Genomic DNA, 19,896 nt, shown 5'->3' with positions numbered 1-19,896 from the left:
TCGGTCAGCCTCCTTTATGCTAAAATGACAACTCTAAGATCTTATATCTCTGGCCTGCCTGGATACCCTCGGAATGGATATCTTGCTGTCCGGCTCAACCGGATTTATCGCATCTACGGCCTGAGCCAGTTCAACAATCGTCGGTGCATCGAATATCGTCTTGATCGGCACATTTTTGGCAAATTCCTTTCGAATCTGTGAGATAACCTGGGTAGCGAGCAGAGAATGGCCACCAATGTCAAAAAAGTTCTCCGTCGTGCCAACAGCCTCACGCTGCAGGATTTGGCGCCAAATCTGATGCAATCTAACCTCCGTTTCATTGGACGGCATCTCCTGAGCAGGATCTGCTGCCGGGTAAACATCCGGCTTGGGCAGAAGCTCCCGGTCTACCTTTCCCCCCGTTGTTACCGGGAAAGACTCCAGTGCGATAAAGAAGGAAGGATGCATATATGCCGGCAGATACTGCTTTACTTCCCGGCGGATCCGGTCCAATGCGCTCTCCCCGTCTTCGCATTTCACATAAGCAGCAAGCTGCTTCTCCGAAGCAGACATATCCTCTCTGACCATCACCAGTGCCTGCTCAACTCCAGAAAGCTGCTCCAAGCAGGCTTCGATCTCTCGCAGCTCCACACGATAGCCCCTGATTTTTACCTGTGAATCCTTTCTTCCGATATATTCGACCTGACCGTCGGGCCGATAACGCACATAATCACCTGTCCGGTATAGACGTTGCCCTTGACGGAACGGATTCGTAATAAACGCCTTCGCCGTTAACTCAGGCTGTTGCAGATAGCCCAGGGCCAGGCGGGTTCCGCCTATATACAATTCTCCCGCAACCCCAATCGGGACTGGCTGTAATAGATCGTCCAAAATATAAATTTGCGTGTTCGGCAATGGTCTTCCGATCGGGATATCGGTATGTTCCTCATGGAGCGGGTCAAGGTCATCGTAAAAAGCAGTCGCCGCTACCGTTGTTTCTGTCGGTCCGTAGGCGTTGCTCCAACGAATGCGCCCTTGCGTGATTTGCCTCCATTTCTTGTACATGGCCGATGAGGCTTTCTCTCCCCCGACAGACAGCAGCTTTAAGGAAGGAGGAAAGGCATCGGTGTCTTCCCATTCACTGATCATGAGATGCCAATATGCTGTCGGCAGGTACAGCACACTTATGCGCTTGACAACTAACCAGCGTATAAATTCATGCGTATCCAGCACCGACTTCGGACGCAGCACCAATGTCGCTCCCGCCAGCAGCGCCGGAAACATTTCATGGATAGAAAAGTCGAAGCTGATCGCTGAAAATTGTACAATCCGGTCCTCTTCATTCAGCTTGTTATCCACCATGACCGACTGGACATGATCTGCCAGCGAGCGCTGCGAAATCATAACCCCTTTGGGCTTGCCTGTGGAACCGGAAGTATAGATCACGTATGCAGGCTGGTCTACAGATACGGCAGGGTGATCCAATGTACAGTCTGTTCCCTCTCCTGAAGCGAGCTGGTCAACCCGTATTATCCGCTCAGTTTCAACCGGCAACCGACCCGTCAGCTGGGAGTGAGTCAGGATGACGGGCATACGGCTGTCCTCAACCATCCACATGATCCGGTCAATGGGATATTCAGGATCGAGCGGGACAAAGCAGGCCCCTGTTTTCAAAATCCCCAGCATAGATGCAACCAGCTCCAGCGAGCGCCCCAGATAAATGCCTATGACCATACCAGCTCCCGCCTGTCTGGCACGCAGCATAGACGCAATTTCCTCGGCCAGGGCATGAAGCTCCTGATAAGTGACCTGCCGTTCACCATCTTCAATGGCCACGGCCAGCGAACGGCGATGAGCGTTTTTTTCAAATAACTCGTATATGCTGCTGTTCTCCGAATAGGTCGCATCCGTGTGATTCCAATCTTCAAGCAACCGCCGCTCCTCCTCAGTCAGTAAAGGGGCTTGGGAAATGCATTCGTCTGGCTGCCGCAGCATGCCCGCCAGTAATTGCAAATAATGCCCGGCAAATCGCTCTATCGTCGCCTCCTCAAACAAGTCCGCGGCATATTCAATCGTTACGTTGATTTTTTCCCTTTCTTCCTCCACGAACATACTCAGATCAAACAGTGAATTGATATTCTCCAGCTCATAATGGCTGAAATGCAGATCTGAGGTTGGATAGGCATCATGCTGCGCGTTTTGCACGGAAAACATCACCTGAAAGACGGGGGAAAAACCTTGTGATCTTTCAGGCTGCAGTTCCTGCACCAATTTCTCAAAGGGAATATCCTGGTGCGCAAAGGCCTCCATGGCCACCTTCTTCACCCTGGACAGCACTTCCCTCCACGTAAGCTTCGGAGACACGTTCGTCCGGATCACCAGGGTGTTGATGAAAAATCCGATCTGTTTCTCCCATTCCATTCGGTTGCGGTTTGTCATGGGGGACCCAACCAGCAGGTCCTGCTCCCCGGTATACCGATAAAGCAGCACTTTAAATGCAGTAAGCAGCGTCATATATAAAGATACGTTTTCTTGCTGGCTGAATAACCTTGCCTGGGCAGCAAGCCGGTCATCCATGACAAAGCGGATGCTTGCACCCTTATATGACTGTTCCATAGGGCGCGGCCGATCGGTTGGCAGCTGCAATATCGGGAGTTTGCCGTGCAACTGGTTCTTCCAATAACTCAACTGCCTGTCCCATAGAGTACCTTGAAGCATGCCGCGCTGCCACACCGCATAATCAACATATTGTAAAGGGAGGGCCTCTCCTTGATAAGCCGGGTCATGCTTGCAGCTCTCATAAATTTCCCACAAATCCTGCTCGAGTACAGACATGGACCAGCCATCGAAAATGATATGATGCATCACCAGCAGCAGTACCCACTCATCATCATTCAGACGGTATAAGAAGGTCCTGATTAACGGATCCTGGGCGAGATCAAACGGCCGCTGCTCCTCCTTGGCGATCAGTGCCTTGAGTTCCGCTTCTTGATGCCCCGATTCCCCGTGCGTCAGGTTCACCTGTTGCATCGGACATGTCCGGTGCGTGTGAATAACCTGCATCGGTAATCCGTCCACATCCACAAAGTTGGTGCGCAAGATTTCGTGGCGTCCAATCAACTGCTGGCAGCTCTTTTGTAAAGCTCCGATATCAAACGCTCCTCTTATTCTTAAAGCCTTGGAAATGTTATACATCGATGTCCCCTGCCGAAGCTGCTCAAAAAACCATATCCTCTCCTGAGCAAAGGAAAGCGGCATATAGGGCTCGCGCTTGACAGGAACGATGCTCTCTTTTGCAAGGCTTTCGTGCTGGACAAGGTATGTTTCCAACTGGGTGACAAAGTCGCTTAGCTGCGGAAACTCAAAAATCGTATATAAAGGTAAATCCGCCTGAAAAGCGTTTCTAATCCGCGAGATCACCTTGATGGCCAATAAAGAGTGTCCGCCAAGCTCAAAAAAGTGGTCATTAAGTCCAACTCTCTCGCAGCCTAAAATGTCAGCCCAAATCGCGGCGATACTCTTTTCGGTCTCTGTTACGGGTGCGACTTTCTCATTAGCAGCCAGGTTGCGTTTGGGTTGCGGCAGTGAAGACCGGCTTACCTTTCCGCTTGGCGTAAGAGGCATTTTCTCGATCTGCATGAAAATTGAAGGGATCATGTAGTCAGGCAGCTTCTTTTTCATATGATCCCTCAGTTCGTATTCCGCGATGGTCTGATCCGCAACGATATAGGCTGCCAGCTCCTGCAACGTATGATTGTCCTTCCATCCAATCACTACCGTCTCGCGGATTCCCGGATAAGCGCTGATGACCGCTTCGACCTCACCCGGCTCCACACGGAAGCCGCGGATTTTGACCTGCTCATCGATTCTGCCCAAAAATTCAACATCTCCGCTCGGCAGGAAGCGGGCCAAGTCTCCCGATTTGTATATGCGTTGATTCTGTTCTTTGGAGAAGGGATGTGGAATGAATTTGTCAGATGTTATATCATCCCGGTTCAAATAACCCCTAGCCAGGCAGATTCCGCCAATGTACAGTTCACCGTATACGCCAACGGGCACAGGTTGAAGGTGGTTGTCCAGGATGTATATCTCACAGTTGTCAATCGGCTTGCCGATTGGAGGCAGCGAGGGCACTGTGTCCATATCGTCAATCATATAGGCGGTAACAACATGGGTTTCCGTTGGCCCATAGTGATTTTGCACCGTACAATTCCCAAGCTTTTTCAGCCAGTTTCTAATTTGAGGTGTCACCCGTAATTGCTCGCCCGAGACCGTAATATCCGTAACCGCATATTCAATCTCTTCCATTTGTTCAGCAGCTTCGGCCAATTGCTGAAGACTGATGTAAGGTAAATGAAGACGCTTAATCTGATGGCCTGCAATCAACTCAAGCAGCCTCTCCGGATTTTTGCGGGTCTTTTCATCAACAACAACTACGGCCCCTCCGTTGCAAAAGGCCGAAAACATCTCATGGCAGGACATATCAAAATTGAGGGTTGAGAACTGAAGTACATTCGCCTGATGCTTCGACTTCAAATTTTTATTCTGCCATGCGATCAAATTGACAATTGGACGATGATTCATGATGATACCTTTCGGCTTACCTGTTGAACCAGACGTATAAAGAATGTAAAGGATATGGTCCGGACCTACACCGGTCTCTGGAGCCTCTTGGGAAGCCTCCAGTTCTTCAATAGTATCCAGCAGGAACAGGTTAGTGTTCACGTTACCAAGCAGTGAGGTTAAGGAGGACTGGGTGATCACTACTGGAACCTGTGTATCCTCTAAAATATAAATCAGACGGTCCTGCGGATAGTACGGATCAAGCGGAACATAAGCTCCTCCTGCTTTCAGCACGCCCAGCACCGCGACAATCATTTCCATAGACCGGTTCATGCAGATGCCTACGCAAACATCCGGCCCTACTCCATACGTCCGCAGCTTCCATGCCAGCCCGTTAGAAAGATGATCCAGCTCCCTGTAAGTTAGGCGTTCATCCTGAAAAGTGACGGCGATTTCATCGGGCGTAAGTTGAGCCTGCTGTACAAAAAAGTCATGCAGACAGATATCATCCGGATAAGGGACTGCGGTCTCGTTCCATTCGTACAAGAGCTGTCTGCGTTCCTCATCAGACATGAACTGCAGCTGTGAAATCGGCAGGTTTGGCTTCTCAATGATTTCCCTGATCAGAAGCATATAGTGTTCGATGAGCCGGGTGATCGTGTGTTCCTTGAACCGTTCCGTACTGTACTCTACCCCACCTGACATGCCTTCAGCGGTTTCGACCAGAGTCAGCTCCATCTCAAACTTTGACGTTTTATTATCAATCACAAGCGACTTAACCTGCAATCCGTCCAGCTCCAAACTCACATCATCGATCAAATTAAACAACACCTGAAATAACGGGGTTCCACTTAAATTTCTTTCAGGCTGCACCGCCTCGACAACCATATCAAACGGCACATCCTGATTAGCATAAGCATTCACGGTTTCCTGCTGGACCTGGCGCAGAAGGTCAACAAAGGACATTTCCCCTGACACGGATGTACGAATCACCAGAGTATTCACAAAAAAGCCTACCAGATTCTCAAGTTCCTCCAGATTTCGATTAGCAATAGGCGTCCCTACGATTAGGTCCGCTTGCCTTGTATATCTAAAGAGGAGAATTTTATAGATCGTTAAAAATGCCATGAATGGAGTGGCCCCGTAGTCCCGGCTGATATTCTTTAATGCGGTCGTCAACTCGGAAGGAATTTCAAATGTCGTATATTTTCCCTTAAACGTTTGGTGGGTGGGACTCGGAAAATCATAGGGCAGCTGAAGAACAGGCAATTCTCCGCTCAGTCTGTCCTCCCAATAGGCAAGCTGCCGTTTGATTTCGCTTTCTTTCAGATATTCATTCTGCCAGTAAGTATAATCTGCATATTGGATTGTTAAGGCCGGTAAAGGTGAAGTTTCTCCATTGGTGTGGGCACGGTACAGAACCTCCAGCTCATGGCATAACACCCCCGTCGACCAGCCGTCAAAAACAATGTGGTGGATATTGAGAATAAAAATATGGTCCTCCGGCTGCATGCAAATCAAGATGGAACGCATCAACGGGCCTTCGGATAAATCAAACGGCGTCTGCGCTTCCTGCTGAAACAAGTCCATTGCGGCGGCTTCTCTGTCCTTTTCGGAAATCTCCTTTAAGTCCACCACATCAAACTTGCATTCGGCTTGGTCATGGATGATCTGCACAGGTTCTCCATCGTTGACAGAAAATGTGGTTCTGAGGGATTCGTGCCTGCTGACAATGTGCTGAAGGCTGCTTAACAATGCGGCCATGTTAAGTTTTCCTTGGAGACGAAACAGGAACGGGATATTGTAAAAGGAGTTTTGCGGATATAACTGGTCCAAAAACCAAAGTCTTTTTTGAGCCGAGGACACCGGCGTGTGCCCTGTTCGCGATACGGGACGAATGGCTGTCTGCACAGCATGACTTTCACCTTTTTGCTGCAGCAGTTTATGAAACAACTCCTGTTTGGCGGCAGAGAGTGCGGACTTGCGTGTACCCGTTTCCATACTCTGATTCTCCTCCCATAGATTCCGATTAGTTTTTTTCAATAAATGCTACGTATTCGTATGAAAAATCGTAACCACGCCATTCAGTTCGCTCATCAAATGGTAAGCGTTATGTAATTGCCGGAAGTAGTTCGTATCGGACTTGTCCAGCAAGATTCCGATACAGGTGCCGCTATGTGTGATCACAATGCCCAAACCATTGACCGTATTGCAAATATCAAGCACCTGATCCATCTGCTTCTTTTCCAGCAGCCCCTGATTCATTAACGCGCTGCGTGTAGAAATTTCGCCCATGATCTTGAGGTTATTTTTCTTTATCGCGGAGGATATGCTTTCAAGCAACTCGTCATATTCGGATTTTTCTGCAGCGCCAAAAGGCTTGGAAATTTTGTTAAACTCGGTGGTATCCACTTCACCTCCTTCGTCAAGGCTCACAATTGACATGTCTGGCACGGGGCCCAAACGTTCGCGAAGCCTCACATCACGATGGTAATAAGAAACAATCCCCTCATACATCACCCCGTCAGTCGGCTCAATTTCCTGAATTAACCGCTCAATCTGCTCTGTAGACATATTTAAAGCAAAGCAATGATCAATGGCGCGGGCCGTTGCCACAATATCTGCCGAAGAGCTGGCCAATCCCTTTCCGACCGGAATATTGCTGCTGATCTCGATCACTCCACCGATGGGAAGGTTATAAAGTCGAAGAAGCCGGAGTGCTATTTGTTTGGATTTCAATTTATAGCTGGGAGACACAATCAAATCAGGAAAGTCCGGCTGAGACTCGAACGTTACTTGTGAATAACGGCTGATAGGGAGGGTAATCAGAAAGTTCTGGTTATCTGTCCCCACACCCTGAAGTAATTCACCAAAGGTTCCGAATGACTTACCGATTCCGATATGCTTGGCTACATTTTTCTCTTCCAAATGCGAGCTCATCTGGCCATCCCCCTAGATTCACTAAAGTAAATATGTTTGGCATTGCTCTTTTTTCTTGCGCAAGTCCTCCCTTTGTATTTTTCGTTCACGTTCCTGTATGGAAAGCAAAGCAGCCACTTGATCAGGATGGGTAGAACCAAGAGATTGTTTCATGGATAAGCCAGCATCAGCAGAAAACAGGCGGGCCAATACATCCTCTTTGATCACTGTCGGAAATCCAAACTCGAGACACAGTTCCTGAAGCAATCGCTGGTCAACGTCTGCGGGAAGCCTGTCGTGCTCAATCATGCTGGTAATATATTTTCCGGCCACAATTTGCGAGATCCGGTAAGGAATATCAAACTGCTGAGTCAGATAGTTAGCTAAAGAAAATCCTCCGAAAAACTCCTGATTGCAGATTTTGTCCATACGGTCTCTATTAAATTGCATATTCGATATCACATGAGTCAGAAGCTTGATCGCCAAGTGCATAGTCGTGAGCATCGATAAAAAATTGCTCCCCCCTTCTTTCGCTGTCTCGACTAAATTTGTGTAGGGGGTCCTTTGCTGCCCCATCACAAAATCTACATAATACGCTGAAATGTGGGCCAGCTTCCCTCTAATCCGTTCCAAAACAGTTAAATTTTTCTTTTGAGGCATGGCTGAAGAAATCCCGCACAAATGATCCGGCAGATCAATGAATCTGTATTCACTGCTTCCCCAGTTCATAAAATCCGTCACAAACCGAGTTAATGTTACACTGGCAGTAGATAGTTCAGCACCGATAAGCAGCATATACTCCTTGCTGGCAACGCCCATCAATGCATGTCGGCAAGGTCTTTCAAAGCCAAGCATACATGCCATTCGTTTACGATCCCACTGTAATTCCAGGCCAGACATGGCACCTGAACCTAGTGGGCATTCATCAATGCTCCCCCATTGGCTGATCAAGCGATCGATGATTTTGCCTAACTGTTCAATGAGAGCTGTAAAAAAGAAGCCTACACTAATGATTTGTGCTGATTGATAATGCGTATAACCTGGCATTCGAACATCTATATGTTCTTGCGCCAATTTATGAGTCTCATCGGAAAGTTCGAGCAACGATTCAACAATTTCCAACAGTTTGTCTCTTGCCAACATCAACTGGGCTGTTGCCTGCACATCATTTCGGCTTCTATCGAGATGCCACGCTGTAATCGGGTTGCTTGCATTCTGTTCCACATAACACTCAATAGCAAACAAAATATCCGTCATATTGCCCTGGGGGCTGCCTACTAATGTCTCAGGGTCAATCTGGTCAAGCAGAAACATAATATTCTGCAGGGCTTCAGATCCCAGTAATCCCATTCGCTCGTACTCTCTGGTTATTACTTTCTCTATCAGTATGTAATAGGGTAATAAATGATTAACCTCATACCTGAATTGGGGGTTCAGGATCTCGTCATGAATGAAAGAATTGGGCTGATCCAACAGCCGGCCGGTTAGCATACTTCTATTAAACTCATTGATTGGGTTCATTACATTCCTCCAGTCTGTGGTAAAAATATTTAGTATAATAGAAATGGTTATAAAATACGCTTGTTATACGAAGAGATGGTTTTTCTAAAGAAGTTTTCGTTACTATTATGCATTTTATGTTTGATTTTTGTTTCACATAGAAGAAAAACTGCTGAAAGAGAGGATAGTTCAACTTTGTTGAGGATAATGCACTGGATGAGTAGTGGAATCTGTTCAAAAATTCAGATCTTTGACCTATACATGATTCCTTTTGAAATCATTTACATAAATACAAAGTTTATGGTATAGAAACAAAATACCAGAATCATAATGTCGAAGTCTCGCAAATAATGTTGTCGAATCATATGAATTTTGTTGTTATTGCATCCCCCCTCCAAATTTTAATGAATTATGCGCGCATATCCCTTAACCGCACATTGCTGCTGTATAACGCAGAATCGCTGGACAATTTAAACGACGGATAATTCTCGTCCGCTTGCAAACGCAACTTTTCTTCAAATTGCGGCTTTTGCTGGGGGTCTACAAGGAACGTAAACGGCTCGGTCTGAAAAGTGATATCCGTTCTATTAGGCCCATCAACGATGAGTATGACAATAACACCATTACAACCGCAGTCCTCTGTATCAATAAATAGTTTAAAGCAGCCTGGGCGATTTCCAAGGCTGTTCTTTAGTTTATCTCTCGTTATATCATTCATTTCGATATGCATGCCATTCCACTCCTAGGTTCAGATACTGAGTATTATAACAGATTTCCTTTTTGCGCCTGACATTGACTTTACATTTAGTGAGTCTAATCACAGGGTGGAATCCCTACCAATTTTATAATCAGGTTGTGAATGGAATTACAAACAACCAAGGAGGAATCAACCATGAATCAATATGCCGCAATGATTAACGCTACGGAGTATCCCCCTAAATTCAAGCACAAGGTTATTTTTGATACATTTTCTGCTCTGCCGCCGTCCAAAGCGATGCTGCTGGTGAACGACCACGATCCGCTCCCTCTCCGCTATCAGTTTGAAGCGATGCACCCCAATGAATTCACATGGGAGTACGTCGAAGAGGGGCCTGACGTTTTTCAGGTCAAAATCGGCAAAAATTAAAAGCCTGTGAGAAGTTTCGTAAAATCCCCAGGTTGGCCGGGAGGGATTAATGGCATGAAACAGGAAGCATTTAACATCATAGAGCTGGATGTAAGAGCATATTTGCGCAATAAAAACGATCCGTTTCACATCATTATGGACACGGTCAAAAAACTGGATAAAGACGACATGTTTATTCTCCACGCTACGATCAAACCCTCTCCATTGATCACGCTTCTAAAGATGAAGGGTTTTGCAAGTAAAACAGAGAAAAAAGCGCAGGATCATTGGGTGGTCACCCTTGTCCGGAAAGAGAACAGGCAATGGCTCGATGAAGAAGTTCATACCACGGCCTCACCTGCCGAAGAAGACATTCATGCTGATCACGGGACAAGGACTGAAAACTCAGATCCGCAAATTATTCAGCTGGATAACCGGGGGCTGGAGCCTCCAAAACCTATGGTTCGGACGCTGTCCGCATTGGAACGAAGCCGCCCGGGGGATGAGATCTGGATTCATAATGACCGAGTGCCGGTATTCCTGATGGAGGAACTCACGAACCTGGGTTATTCCTATACGGTGGAAGAACAGTCGGACGGCACGGCAAAAATGAAAATTGTGATTAGCGGCTAAAAAACTTAATAATTCTATTATCATCAAAAAATTGTACCCGAGCCATACAGCCGGGTACAGTTTTTTTGCGGTGTAAAGTTATTAAAACTCCGGTTTGGTATCTTCAAGCACTCGTTTAAGAACCAGCGCATGATTGCATCTCTCATCTTTTGCCGCATAAAGCAGAGTCACCGTCTGCTGGTCAGCCCAGTTACGCAGCTGCTGCAAATAAGGCTGAACAGGCACACTCTGCAATTCTTCCCTGTAACGAATGCTGAATTCCCCAAACTTATCTGGATCATGTCCAAACCATCTGCGCAGCTCACCGCTTGAAGCCACTTCCTTCATCTATCTCGTAAGCTGTGCCCGCTGTTTATCGGTCCCGCGCGGCCACAGCCGGTCCACCAGCACCCGGATCTGATCGTCCGGGGCAGGCAGGTCATATATTCTTTTGATTTTAAACATAACGCTCCTTCTTCAAGCTACCGGGTAACCGATAATGTCGCTGTGGCTCCTCTGTCTGCATCGTTGAATTGGTGAGTAACGATTGTATATTCTCCTTCTTCATTCACCTCGGTCTCTATGACCGCCCCGCCGCCAGCCGGAATAAGTACGGTTTGCATGCCTTGCAGCACATTTTGCGGATTTCCGTCCAGGTATACCCGGTCCATGATGGCCCCCACGATATGAAACGAGCTGACATGGTTCGGCCCTGCATTGATAACATAAAACCGCACTCTGTCCCCTGCTTTGGCCATAAAAGGTTGATCCTTCATCGCTTCCGTGCCGCCGTTGAACACCACATGTGTCGGTTCCCCTTCACTAAAGGCTTGCAGATCATTTTCCTTGTAAAATTCGCTTTGTACGATCGTATACTCCCGATCTACGATCTTGTCAGTCGGATATCCTGCCTCCGGTTCAACAATAATCATACCATACATGCCGTTGGCGAGGTGCTGCAGCACTGGTTTGGTGCCGCAATGATACATAAATACGCCGGGATTGTCCGCTTTATATATAAAGGTCCCATCCTCTCCAGGGTTGACATCAATAAAATGCTTGGAGGGTGCCGCTTGAACGGCATGCATATCCATGGAATGCGGCAAGTTCGGGTCCAGATTGCGCAGGGTCATATGAATGGTAACTCCTTCCTTCACCCGCAATATCGGTCCGGGCACGGTGCCGTTGAATGTCCATGCATGATAGGTGTAACCTTTGGCAATCTCAATATTTGTAACCTGGGCAGTCAGATCAACATACTCCTGATCGCCTTCTTTTCGGATCACCGGCTTTACCGGAGGCTGATCAAGCTTTTCCTCCGGAAAATCTGGCTGAACCGTCTCCTTTGGTGCAGATGATTCGTGTGATGGTCCGGATTCACATCCGGTCATAACCAGGACAGCGAAAACCGCAATCATGATAAATAATTTTAACCAGTGCCTGAACATAGGCATCTTCCTTTCTTTTGGACCCCCACATTCATCAAAAATCCTGTGCGTATCGTTCATCCGGTATATGATTCAGCACGACGTACAGGATCGCCGATTCGGCTCCCGTGTTGCGGAATGAGAACTCTTCTTCTCCTTCGCAATGGACAGCGTCGCCTTTTGCGACGTCCGTATCGATGCCGTCGATGGTGAGCGTCCCTCCCCCTTCCAGCACGGTCAGATACAAGTGGCTGCCAGGATGCCTGTGAGCCGGAAGCTGCTGTCCGGGTCTGAAGCTAAGCGTAAACACGACTGTTTTGCCTTGCTTAAACAAGATCTTTTTCGTAAAATGCTCATCATTAAATTGCTCATATTGGTTTCTGGCTATCTTCTTCATGTGACTATTCCCCCCAGATTTATATATAGCCCAGCCATCCTTTGGCTTCTTCGGACATTTGCTCCGGACTCCACTGCGGCTCCCATACAACCTGCACTTGAACCTCCCGGACTCCCGGAAGTCCGGCAGCTGCCCGTTTTACCCCGCCAACCAGCATGTCATGCATGGGGCAGCCTGGCGTGGTCAGGGTCATGATAATTTTGGCGCTCCCTTCCGTGCACTCCACTCCGTAAACCAACCCCAGATCCACGATGTTCACGCCAAGCTCCGGGTCGTATACCTCCTTCAGCAAGGCCATAATTGCTGCAGTCATATCCGTTTCTTCATGCAAGCCCATGATTTATCCCCCCTGCTTCTTTCGTTATTTTGTAAATACGCGCGCGATCAAACTCATATAGATCAAAGCCGCAACGGACAGCGCGCTGCCGGCCACTCCTACCAATACACCTTGTCCCGATCCCATGCCAATCAGAAGCAGCAGCAGGCAGATGGTCAATATCGCAAGGCTGGTACTAACCGGCCGGTCCAGCAGAAGCTGACCCATGGTCGGAACCTTGGTCTTACCCACCTGCGGGCCATACTTGTGTGTCCACCATAAAAAAGGAACGATTTTGGACAAATATCCCATCATGGTGATCCCAACCCATCCGTACAAATAACTCCAAACCATCATTACAATGAAGGAATGGGAAAGTTGATCCGGGATAAACAGATAGGATACGGAAGCAATTACCGCCTCGGCCGCCAGCAGCCTTGCAGCCCATACCGCCCAGGTAACTCCCGCGCCTGGATCGGGCTTATGGCGGACGGTATACATCTGCTGTACATGACAGCAATACAGAACCAATGCCCCGGCCAGCATTAGAAAAGCAATAGATTTGGCGAAGCCCCAGTCCGTCATGAAACCGAGAACACCACACCACACAGCAGCATTCCATAATAGAACGATAACTTTTTGCAACCGCTCAGGATAATGATGGGACAATAAAAACATGGGCAGCAGCTTATAGCTGAAACCAACGATCAGCAGCCCGAACCATCCGGTCATCCCAAGCCACACATGGGCCCCGAATAAACGGTCATGATATATTCCAAGCCAATTGAAATGAAAATCCATGCCCAGCAGCATGCCGCTCATCCCCGTAAGCCCCAAATAACTGACGGCGGCTGCCGTACATAAGGTAACCGGATTCCAGCGGCGGCTCTTCCATAAAGTGGCCCCAATGTTCCATAAAAACAGCATAATGCCCAGAAAGGCCGCCGTTGCGCAAATAGCAATCCATCCGGCATGGGCCGTACGAAATGCGAACAACAGCCCGGCCGTACCCAAAGTAAACAAACCGTACTGAACAAAACCAAGCTTTTCGCTATAAATGGCGGATTGAAGAACAACGGAAACCAGCTGATAAACCGCCCCCATCGCGATCATGGTCGCCCAGCCCAGAACCAGCAGATGCACCATATACCAGCCGTCCGAAGTCCGGGGGTATTCAGTAATCCAACCTGCGAAGTCGACCAATGTCGAAACATGATACAGCACAAAGCTGATCATTCCCGTAATGATAAAAGAGAAAGGAAGCTTGAACATACGAGTAATCACCCCGTCGCAACTAAGATACCAGGAAGTCTATGCCCTCCTTTTGAGAATGGTTTTCATCTATTAAGTTCATTGTAGGGGGTGCCTGGAAGGCATATTGTGATTGCAGTCACAATATGCCTCACGAGTATCTTGTTTTAGGTCGAAGGATAGCGACTCAAATCTGTCACTTGGAGCGAAAAAGCGAGGACTGCTATAATAATTGTGATCTCCTAAGAAAAACGTCTATCGATGTACATTCACAGAAGACAGACCGCGTTTAGCAGTAGTTTTTCTTGCGATTCCAGGAAGCTTACACCAAGATGTTTATACTTTCTCGAATCTAAAAAAATAGTACAGAAATCTCGGCATTTCGTTGGGGTACATATGGAGGCATAATTATGATTTTACAAAAAGGCGAGACTCTGTTCAGACAAGGTGAAACGGGGCCTCTCTATCATCTGAAAAGCGGCATGTTAAAAATTGTACGCCTTCATCCGGACGGCTCGCAATTATTGGTCAACATCATTGTACCGAATGAAACCATTCCCCATCATTCCCTGATCAGTCCCAACCCGTATTTCGGTTCGGCAATCGCGCTGGTGAAAAGCGATGTGGACGTCCTTCCCCGCTCAGACTGGTATCGTGAGCTTGAAGAGAATCCGGAACGGTGCCGCGATATTGCCCTGCAATTGCAGGATAAACTGCGCATGATGCAGCAGCGCATTGATCAATTAACTGAAATATCTCCCGCTGAAAGACTGTTGAAGCTGCAAGCGTGGATTCAGCCATATATCGCGCCGTCCACTTTGACGGATGTTCTGACCCAGGATGAAATCGGCCAATTTATCGGCCTGCGCAGAGAAACGATTAACAGGCTGCTGCGCAATCAAATCAGATCCGGGGATCATGGCAAGAGGAGAACCAATGGATAATAAGTCATTAATCCGCAAGTACAACAAACAGGCTGCTATATATGAAAAAAAACACCCGCAACATAAAAGGTGAAATGAGCCATATGAAGCTTACACTTTTTCTTCTCCTTTTCTTGCCCTAGAATGAGAACATCGTTCCCTGACCGATCTGGGAAGCATCATGGCAAGTACACACTTACAGTGCGAGTTCAAAAAGTCAGGTTTTCAGCACCGAAGCCTATGCTTCCGAAGTGCGTTTTTTCAAAACGCTGGAGTTGGATGAAGCTAGGGACTGAGGAGCGGAGCGTACGTGGGGTACGTGAGCACCTGAAATGTTTCCGCAGGAAACATGCATCGGAAGCATCTGCTTAGGCCCGGCTGAATTCAAGATTCGACGTCGAATCCGCTTCCTGACTTCCTTCGTGATCAAAAGATGACTTTTTGAACAACCTCTTAAAGGAGAACTAAAAGATGGCACACACGATTCGACAGATTCATCCTCTCGCCTGGACGATCATTATCGGCACCTTGTTCGGCAGGCTTGTAACATCCATGAGCATTCCCTTTCTCTCCATTTATTTAACGCAGGTTCTGGGGGCTACACCTGCCCAGACCGGCATTACGGTCGCTGTAAGCTCGCTTGCCGGAGTGCTTGTCAGCTTTTACGGCGGATACATATCCGATCGCATTGGCCGCAGGATTGTAATGCTGGTATCCATATTCGGCTGGGCGGCCGTGTTTGTCGGCTTCTCCACCGCGGAGCATCTTGTGATGTTTTTTATCTTCAATACTTTGAACGGACTGGCCCGCGCTTTCTTTGAGCCGACATCACGGGCCATGCTGTCCGACATTACGCCGCCGGAGCATAAGCTGCTTGTATTTAACCTGCGGTATGCCGCGATCAACATGGGTGTCGTATTTGGTCCGCTGATCGGACTGCAGCTGGGCACTGCGCAATCGACATTTCCTTTTCTGATTGCCGCGCTCGTATATACGGTTTATGGAGCCGTCCTGTTTGTCCAGTTTTCTATTCACCGTTCCGTCCTGTCCCGTCGTACGGATACAAGTCCGCCGAAGCTGATTGAGGCTTTGCGGATTACGGGCAGCGACCGCGTCTTTTTGCCCGTGCTGATCGGCACCGTTTTTTGCGTGCTGGGTTACGGACATTTCGAATCAACGCTGGCGCAGTATCTGGCCTTGAACACTCATTTTGCTGACGGAGCGAAAGTGTTCTCTTATATGCTTTCTTTGAATGCGGTGACCGTGCTGGTTGTACAATTTCCAATTGTGCGGTTGATGCGCAATCTGCCTCCGCTTATTCCGCTGATGTTCGGTAATGTATGTGTCGCTGCGAGCTTCCTGCTTTTTGGCATCGCGGAAGGCGTCGCATTGATGATGGTTGGTGTTGTGGTGTTTACGGTCGGAGAAGTGATGCTGTTTACGATGATGGATATGCTCGTGGACCGCATTGCCAAGCCGGAGCTGAAGGGAACGTATTTCGGCACCATCGGCTTCAATAACTTCGGCAACGTATTGGCCCCGGTTCTGGGCGGATTGCTGCTTGATCAATTCGGTGCAGAGAACGGCCTGACTATATTTATTCCACTGACGCTCATGACCGCCGCCGGCCTTCCTTTCCTGTATATCGCACACCGGCGTCTTGTCAGCCGTGAGCAGGCTGCCGCTGAACAAGTGCCAGCTCTTTAGGAAAAGGGGCACCCCGCCTGAAAATGGTTTTGGGAGGTGCCCCTTTATTTCGCTTACTCCGTTCTCATTCCGTGTGTCTGCGCCATCTCTTTCAGATATTCCGTCTCCTGCCTGATTTCCTCCCGGAAAGCGGCCGAATCGGCGTAGGAAGCCTTCATTTTCATATTTTCTAACTTATGGATAAATTCCGGGTCTTTAACCATCTGCGCAATGGTCTCCTCCCATTTCTGGCGGATGCCGTCCGGCGTGCCGGCTGGCAGTGACAGACCGGTCCACCAGCGGATCGCCAAACCTTTGATACCCTGCTCTTCCGTAGTTGGCACCTCGGGAAAATACGGGCTACGCTCATCAGCCTGCACAGCCAACAGTCTGATCTTCCCCGCTTTAGCCAGCGGATAAAGCTCGGAAACCGTATGAATGGCCAATACGGCATGCCCGCCTGCCACCATGGGAGCGGATTCGGAGGCTCCTTTGGTCGTAATCATGCGTGTTTTGGCAAAATCCGCTCCGATCGCTTCCATCCATTCAGCCATGACAAACGACGAGAATCCGGCCTTCCCCACACTGGTCCATGTCAGCTGCTCCGGATTCGCTTTTACCCAATCCGAAAACTCCTTGAAGTCCTTCCAGGGCGCGTCGGCAGCCACAGCAAAAGCCGGGGCGTCCTCCACAATGCGGGCCGCGAACACCCTGTCATCATTCTGTACAGGCGGTGTGCTGCTGCCGGCGGTCAGCATCGTTGTGCTAGAATTATTATCTGCCAGCACGGTATAACCATCATTCGGGGACTGCTTTAGCGCGAATTGAGCTCCAACCGCCCCGCCGCCTCCCGGCTTGTTGACGACAACAATGGTCTGGTTCCACTTCTGGCCCACATATTCCGCCGTCGCCCTTGCGACCAGATCCACCCCGCCTCCCGGTGAAAAAGGAACAATATACTGAATTTCATGTTCAGGATAACCCGCAGCGGCAGCCGCCCCCCTTGCGCTGTCCGTTGCGGTGTTTTCCGCACAGGCGGACAGGAACACAGCGGCGGAAGCTGCAGCAGACACAACCATCATAATTTTTCTCCACCAAGCTTTCATTCCATAACCTCCTCAGGAAATCATTCCGGCATTCTCCCCTGTCGTCTCCTCGACCCGCTGCAGCGTGCGCCTTTTGAGTAAAACGGAGACAGCTACCAGCACCACTGACAGAATCAGCAGCACTATCGAGAGTGGTGAGGAGAAAAATACGCCAAAGCTGCCGCCTGACAGAGCCATCGACTGCAGGAAGGAGCTTTCCAGCATCGGCCCGAGAATGAAGCCCAGCACAAACGGCAGTACAGGCCAGCCATAACGGTGAAAAAGATAACCGAGGCCGCCGAACAGCACGGCAATCAGCACATCAAAAATGCTGTTGCGCACCGTATAGGCTCCGATTACGCTCAGCAGCAGAATCACGGGTGCCATCAGGCTGTAAGGGATGTTTGTGAGCTTCGTCCACAGGCCGATCAGCGGCAGGTTCAGGATTAAAAGCATGACATTGCCGATAAACATGCTGGCGATGATCGTCCACACAAACGGACCGTTATCCTCAAACAGGACAGGACCGGGCGCCAGGCCGTAGATCATGAGCCCGGCAAGCAGGATGGCCAAAGGCGGGGATGCGGGAATGCCAAGCGCAAATAATGGAATAAAGCCGGCCGAGCTGGTGGCGTTGTTCGCCGCTTCGGGCGCGGCCACTCCCTCGATGGCCCCGCTGCCGAACCGCTTGCGGTTTCGCGACACCTTTTTCTCAAGATCATAGGCGAGAAAAGAGGTAACGGCAGCCGAACAGCCCGGGAGCAGGCCGAGCAGAAAGCCCAGCAATCCGCCGCGCAGCATCGCCGGCGCGCTTGCGCGCAGGTCCTTCCTGCCCGGATAAAGGCTGCCGGCGGCCGTACTGGAAATCGTCGCCCGCTCCTCCGCCATGCCTTTAAATACTTCGGTGATGGCAAACAGCCCAATGATGATGCTTACCATTTCAAAACCGCCTGTCAGTGTTGTGCTGCCAAAGCTGAAGCGCGGCATGCCCGATGTCGCTGCAAGGCCCACCGATGCAAACAGAAAACCAAGCGCACACATGGCCAATGCCTTGATCATGGAACGGCCGGCAATGCCGATAATGACGGAGAAGGCCAGCAGCATCAGGGCGAAATATTCCGGAGGGCCGAAGCTGAGTGCCTGCTCCGCCAGAAAGGGAGCAAACAGGACAAGGCCCAGCGTTCCTATAATTCCCGCCGCAAAAGACGCAATGGCAGCGATCCCGAGCGCCGGACCTCCTCTGCCCTGTCTGGCCAAAGGGTACCCGTCCAGGCAGGTCGGTACCGATGACACTTCCCCCGGGATATTTAACAGAATGGCTGTAGTAGAGCCTCCGTACATGGAGCCGTAATAAATGCCCGCGAGCATAATCATACCCTGGACCGGATCCATAAGGGTCGTGACCGGCAGCAGAATAGCTATGGCCGACGTAGGCCCAAGTCCGGGAAGGATGCCCACAAAGGTGCCAAGCAGCGCGCCAAGGGCGGCCAGCAGCAGATTCGGCGGTGTAAGCGCAATGGCCATCCCGTGCATCAGCATGCTTAACGAATCCATGAAATGCCCCCTTTCCTTAAAACCCGATCCAGCCCGCAGGCAAGGTCACATGCATGCAAACGACGAACAGCACATACAGTGAAGCCGTAACGGCTGCGGATGCCAGCAGCGAGAACAGCAGCCCGCCATGGCCAAATATGAAAAACAACCCGATCCCTGCAAGGAATGTGCTTACGGAGTACCCCAAATAAGGCATTACTTCCGCATAGATCAGCAATATCCCGCAGAGAAGCATGATCCTGCCGGTTTTGGAGCTCTGTCTCGCATCCGCCGGCGTCCATTCCGCCTTCCATCCTGAAAGCAGACAGCCTCCCAATATAACAAGCGCTATCCCGAGCAGCGCCGGAACGCTATGATCTCCCGCAGCTTCTGTCAATCGATAGGGATAAAGACGGTATGCTTCCCGCAGCGAAAGCAGACCTGTCAGAATCATAACGCCTCCGCCAATACGGTCAGCTATCCTGGTTGCCCGAATCATAAAGTCCCCCCTCCTCCTGTATTCGTGTGATCACCCGCATGTATCAGTCAACTGGCGGGCTCATGCCTACCCGTTATGTATATGGTTCGGACATTAGCAGG

The 19,896-nt window shown here is 49.4% G+C and carries 15 protein-coding genes and 1 pseudogene; 4 read left to right on the top strand and 12 right to left on the bottom strand.

Annotated features, from left to right (window positions below; genetic code table 11):
• Positions 1 to 33 precede the first annotated feature (33 nt).
• The 4 genes from ACE5KN_RS14195 to ACE5KN_RS14180 all read right to left on the bottom strand — a co-directional run bounded on the left by ACE5KN_RS14195 (position 34) and on the right by ACE5KN_RS14180 (position 9,691).
• Positions 34 to 6,543, bottom strand: a complete 6,510-nt coding sequence (locus ACE5KN_RS14195; protein WP_375523797.1) for a non-ribosomal peptide synthetase — start codon at positions 6,541 to 6,543, stop codon at positions 34 to 36.
• A gap of 48 nt (positions 6,544 to 6,591) precedes the next feature.
• Positions 6,592 to 7,482 carry a GHMP family kinase ATP-binding protein gene (locus tag ACE5KN_RS14190; RefSeq protein ID WP_375523796.1) on the bottom strand — a complete coding sequence of 297 codons (891 nt, stop codon included), beginning with the start codon at positions 7,480 to 7,482 and terminating at the stop codon, positions 6,592 to 6,594.
• Between the two features lie 21 nt (positions 7,483 to 7,503).
• Positions 7,504 to 8,982 (bottom strand): argininosuccinate lyase, encoded by a 1,479-nt coding sequence (locus ACE5KN_RS14185; RefSeq protein WP_375523795.1) that lies wholly within the window; start codon positions 8,980 to 8,982, stop codon positions 7,504 to 7,506.
• 388 nt (positions 8,983 to 9,370) lie between these two features.
• Positions 9,371 to 9,691, bottom strand: a complete 321-nt coding sequence (locus ACE5KN_RS14180) for an iron-sulfur cluster biosynthesis family protein (protein ID WP_375523794.1) — start codon at positions 9,689 to 9,691, stop codon at positions 9,371 to 9,373.
• 162 nt (positions 9,692 to 9,853) lie between these two features.
• On the opposite strand from ACE5KN_RS14180, the gene ACE5KN_RS14175 reads away from it, so the two are divergent.
• Together ACE5KN_RS14175 and ACE5KN_RS14170 are read left to right on the top strand one after the other, a co-directional pair.
• On the top strand, positions 9,854 to 10,087 hold the full coding sequence (locus tag ACE5KN_RS14175) for a DUF2249 domain-containing protein (RefSeq protein WP_375524012.1): 234 nt from the start codon (positions 9,854 to 9,856) through the stop codon (positions 10,085 to 10,087).
• A gap of 54 nt (positions 10,088 to 10,141) precedes the next feature.
• The gene (locus ACE5KN_RS14170) at positions 10,142 to 10,699 is read left to right on the top strand and encodes a DUF2249 domain-containing protein (protein ID WP_375523793.1); all 558 of its coding nucleotides are present in this window, start codon (positions 10,142 to 10,144) and stop codon (positions 10,697 to 10,699) included.
• An 81-nt stretch (positions 10,700 to 10,780) separates the two neighbouring features.
• Here the strand turns inward: ACE5KN_RS14170 and ACE5KN_RS14165 are convergent.
• The 5 genes and pseudogenes from ACE5KN_RS14165 to ACE5KN_RS14145 all read right to left on the bottom strand — a co-directional run bounded on the left by ACE5KN_RS14165 (position 10,781) and on the right by ACE5KN_RS14145 (position 14,102).
• Positions 10,781 to 11,143: pseudogene (locus ACE5KN_RS14165) on the bottom strand (DUF488 domain-containing protein).
• A 17-nt stretch (positions 11,144 to 11,160) separates the two neighbouring features.
• Positions 11,161 to 12,126, bottom strand: a complete 966-nt coding sequence (locus tag ACE5KN_RS14160) for a multicopper oxidase domain-containing protein (RefSeq protein WP_375523792.1) — start codon at positions 12,124 to 12,126, stop codon at positions 11,161 to 11,163.
• A 34-nt stretch (positions 12,127 to 12,160) separates the two neighbouring features.
• Complete coding sequence (locus tag ACE5KN_RS14155) at positions 12,161 to 12,502, bottom strand: cupin domain-containing protein (RefSeq protein ID WP_375523791.1); 342 nt, start codon at positions 12,500 to 12,502, stop codon at positions 12,161 to 12,163.
• A 19-nt stretch (positions 12,503 to 12,521) separates the two neighbouring features.
• The gene (locus ACE5KN_RS14150; protein ID WP_375523790.1) at positions 12,522 to 12,839 is read right to left on the bottom strand and encodes a metal-sulfur cluster assembly factor; all 318 of its coding nucleotides are present in this window, start codon (positions 12,837 to 12,839) and stop codon (positions 12,522 to 12,524) included.
• A gap of 24 nt (positions 12,840 to 12,863) precedes the next feature.
• Positions 12,864 to 14,102, bottom strand: coding sequence for a hypothetical protein (locus ACE5KN_RS14145; RefSeq protein WP_375533095.1), 1,239 nt, complete (start codon positions 14,100 to 14,102; stop codon positions 12,864 to 12,866).
• A gap of 377 nt (positions 14,103 to 14,479) precedes the next feature.
• Here ACE5KN_RS14145 and ACE5KN_RS14140 point away from each other — a divergent pair, with 377 nt between their 5' ends.
• Positions 14,480 to 15,013 (top strand): Crp/Fnr family transcriptional regulator, encoded by a 534-nt coding sequence (locus ACE5KN_RS14140; protein WP_375523788.1) that lies wholly within the window; start codon positions 14,480 to 14,482, stop codon positions 15,011 to 15,013.
• 450 nt (positions 15,014 to 15,463) lie between these two features.
• Complete coding sequence (locus ACE5KN_RS14135; protein ID WP_375523787.1) at positions 15,464 to 16,699, top strand: MDR family MFS transporter; 1,236 nt, start codon at positions 15,464 to 15,466, stop codon at positions 16,697 to 16,699.
• Positions 16,700 to 16,752: 53 nt separating this feature from the next.
• Here ACE5KN_RS14135 and ACE5KN_RS14130 read toward each other — a convergent pair whose 3' ends face one another.
• The 3 genes from ACE5KN_RS14130 to ACE5KN_RS14120 are packed head-to-tail and all read right to left on the bottom strand — an operon-like array spanning position 16,753 to position 19,795.
• The gene (locus ACE5KN_RS14130) at positions 16,753 to 17,784 is read right to left on the bottom strand and encodes a tripartite tricarboxylate transporter substrate binding protein (protein ID WP_375523786.1); all 1,032 of its coding nucleotides are present in this window, start codon (positions 17,782 to 17,784) and stop codon (positions 16,753 to 16,755) included.
• Between the two features lie 12 nt (positions 17,785 to 17,796).
• On the bottom strand, positions 17,797 to 19,317 hold the full coding sequence (locus ACE5KN_RS14125) for a tripartite tricarboxylate transporter permease (protein ID WP_375523785.1): 1,521 nt from the start codon (positions 19,315 to 19,317) through the stop codon (positions 17,797 to 17,799).
• A 16-nt stretch (positions 19,318 to 19,333) separates the two neighbouring features.
• Entirely contained in the window at positions 19,334 to 19,795 is a 462-nt protein-coding gene (locus tag ACE5KN_RS14120) for a tripartite tricarboxylate transporter TctB family protein (RefSeq protein ID WP_375523784.1), read from the bottom strand.
• Positions 19,796 to 19,896 lie beyond the last annotated feature (101 nt).

The sequence above is a fragment of the Paenibacillus terreus genome (assembly GCF_042138595.1).
In the GTDB taxonomy this organism is placed as follows: Bacteria; Bacillota; Bacilli; order Paenibacillales; family Paenibacillaceae; genus Paenibacillus; species Paenibacillus terreus.
This window is presented reverse-complemented; position numbering and strand designations above follow the sequence as displayed.

What these genes read in the sequence shown, in the direction of transcription:
- ACE5KN_RS14195 (WP_375523797.1), bottom strand. Translation starts at nt 6,543, where the DNA reads ATGGAAACGGGTACACGCAAGTCCGCACTCTCTGCCGCCAAACAGGAG.
- ACE5KN_RS14190 (WP_375523796.1), bottom strand. Translation starts at nt 7,482, where the DNA reads ATGAGCTCGCATTTGGAAGAGAAAAATGTAGCCAAGCATATCGGAATC.
- ACE5KN_RS14185 (WP_375523795.1), bottom strand. Translation starts at nt 8,982, where the DNA reads ATGAACCCAATCAATGAGTTTAATAGAAGTATGCTAACCGGCCGGCTG.
- ACE5KN_RS14180 (WP_375523794.1), bottom strand. Translation starts at nt 9,691, where the DNA reads ATGCATATCGAAATGAATGATATAACGAGAGATAAACTAAAGAACAGC.
- ACE5KN_RS14175 (WP_375524012.1), top strand. Translation starts at nt 9,854, where the DNA reads ATGAATCAATATGCCGCAATGATTAACGCTACGGAGTATCCCCCTAAA.
- ACE5KN_RS14170 (WP_375523793.1), top strand. Translation starts at nt 10,142, where the DNA reads ATGAAACAGGAAGCATTTAACATCATAGAGCTGGATGTAAGAGCATAT.
- ACE5KN_RS14160 (WP_375523792.1), bottom strand. Translation starts at nt 12,126, where the DNA reads ATGTTCAGGCACTGGTTAAAATTATTTATCATGATTGCGGTTTTCGCT.
- ACE5KN_RS14155 (WP_375523791.1), bottom strand. Translation starts at nt 12,502, where the DNA reads ATGAAGAAGATAGCCAGAAACCAATATGAGCAATTTAATGATGAGCAT.
- ACE5KN_RS14150 (WP_375523790.1), bottom strand. Translation starts at nt 12,839, where the DNA reads ATGGGCTTGCATGAAGAAACGGATATGACTGCAGCAATTATGGCCTTG.
- ACE5KN_RS14140 (WP_375523788.1), top strand. Translation starts at nt 14,480, where the DNA reads ATGATTTTACAAAAAGGCGAGACTCTGTTCAGACAAGGTGAAACGGGG.
- ACE5KN_RS14135 (WP_375523787.1), top strand. Translation starts at nt 15,464, where the DNA reads ATGGCACACACGATTCGACAGATTCATCCTCTCGCCTGGACGATCATT.
- ACE5KN_RS14130 (WP_375523786.1), bottom strand. Translation starts at nt 17,784, where the DNA reads ATGAAAGCTTGGTGGAGAAAAATTATGATGGTTGTGTCTGCTGCAGCT.
- ACE5KN_RS14125 (WP_375523785.1), bottom strand. Translation starts at nt 19,317, where the DNA reads ATGGATTCGTTAAGCATGCTGATGCACGGGATGGCCATTGCGCTTACA.
- ACE5KN_RS14120 (WP_375523784.1), bottom strand. Translation starts at nt 19,795, where the DNA reads ATGATTCGGGCAACCAGGATAGCTGACCGTATTGGCGGAGGCGTTATG.